Genomic DNA, 1,268 nt, shown 5'->3' with positions numbered 1-1,268 from the left:
ACCCGGTGTGCCCGGCACCCGGGCTTGCGAGTATGGTCCTCATCTGCGCTTCCGTGCGCGGAACCACGCGCACGGCCATACCGACTGGGCGGAGGGTCCGTTGTCCCGTTTCCGGCTGATCAAGGCAGTGCTCGGCCCGCTTCTTCGTGTGGACAACGGACCCTCCGCCCAGTCGGTATGGCCGTGCGCGGAACCACGCGCACGGCCATACCGACTGGGCGGAGGGTCCGTTGTCCCGTTTCCGGCTGATCAAGGCAGTGCTCGGCCCGCTTCTTCGTGTGCTGTTCCGGCCGAAGATCGAAGGGGCCGACCGCATTCCGGGTTCGGGTCCGGTGATCCTGGCGGGCAACCACCTCACCTTCATCGACTCGATGATCCTTCCGCTGGTCACCACGCGCCAGGTCTTCTTCATCGGCAAGGACGAGTACGTCACGGGCAAGAGCCTCAAGGGCCGTCTGATGGCGTGGTTCTTCACGGGCGCCGGCATGATCCCCGTCGACCGGGACGGCGGACGCGGCGGGGTCGCCGCGCTGATGACCGGCCGCCGGGTACTGGAGGAGGGCCACCCCTTCGCGATCTACCCGGAGGGCACCCGCTCCCCCGACGGCCGCCTCTACCGGGGCCGCACCGGCATCGCGCGGCTCGCCCTGATGACGGGAGCACCGGTCGTGCCGTTCGCGATGATCGGCACGGACAAGGTGCAGCCGGACGGCAAGGGCCTCCCGAAGATCGGCGGTGGCCGCCGCATCACCGTCCGCTTCGGCGCGCCTCTCGACTTCTCCCGCTACGAGGGCATGGACCGCGACCGCTACGTGCTCCGCGCGGTCACCGACGAGGTGATGAGCGAGGTCATGGAACTGTCGGGGCAGGAGTACGTGGACGTCTACGCGACGAAGGCGAAGGCGGCGTAGAGCGGTTCTCCTGCGGAGGGCTTCCTGCGGTCTGGCCTTACCTTCCGGTAAGGGGGTGCCACTCGCGGCTGCGAGCGGGCTGCGGGTGGGTTGTGGCTTGGCGCGCCGTTCCCCGCGCCCCTTCGGGGCGCCCCCCCGCGCGCCGTTCCTCGCGCCCCTGCGGGGCGCCCCCGCTAGTCCTCCTCGGCCGGCACCTCCTCCAGGCGCTGCCCGCGCAGCAGGCGCCACGCCAGCACGGCCGCGGCCAGCAGGATGACGGCGCCGAAACCGGCGCCGAACCGCAGGCCTTCCGTGAAGGTGTCCCGCGCGACGTCCAGGCRGCGCRYGSACGGYGCCGSGCKGSGCMKMGCMCTGCTC

1 protein-coding gene and 1 pseudogene are annotated in these 1,268 nt (G+C 71.2%); one reads left to right on the top strand and one right to left on the bottom strand.

From position 1 onward, the window contains the following. The first annotated feature begins 230 nt into the window (after positions 1–230). Positions 231–911, top strand: a complete 681-nt coding sequence (locus AB8Z75_RS34725; protein WP_369209091.1) for a lysophospholipid acyltransferase family protein — start codon at positions 231–233, stop codon at positions 909–911. Between the two features lie 173 nt (positions 912–1,084). Here AB8Z75_RS34725 and AB8Z75_RS34720 read toward each other — a convergent pair. Next, positions 1,085–1,268 (bottom strand): annotated as a pseudogene (locus AB8Z75_RS34720) (hypothetical protein); the annotation flags it as partial.

The organism is Streptomyces sp. PU-14G (assembly GCF_041028275.1).
In the GTDB taxonomy this organism is placed as follows: Bacteria; Actinomycetota; Actinomycetes; order Streptomycetales; family Streptomycetaceae; genus Streptomyces.
Note: the sequence above shows the minus strand (reverse complement) of the source record. Positions and strands in the feature narration are given on the sequence as shown.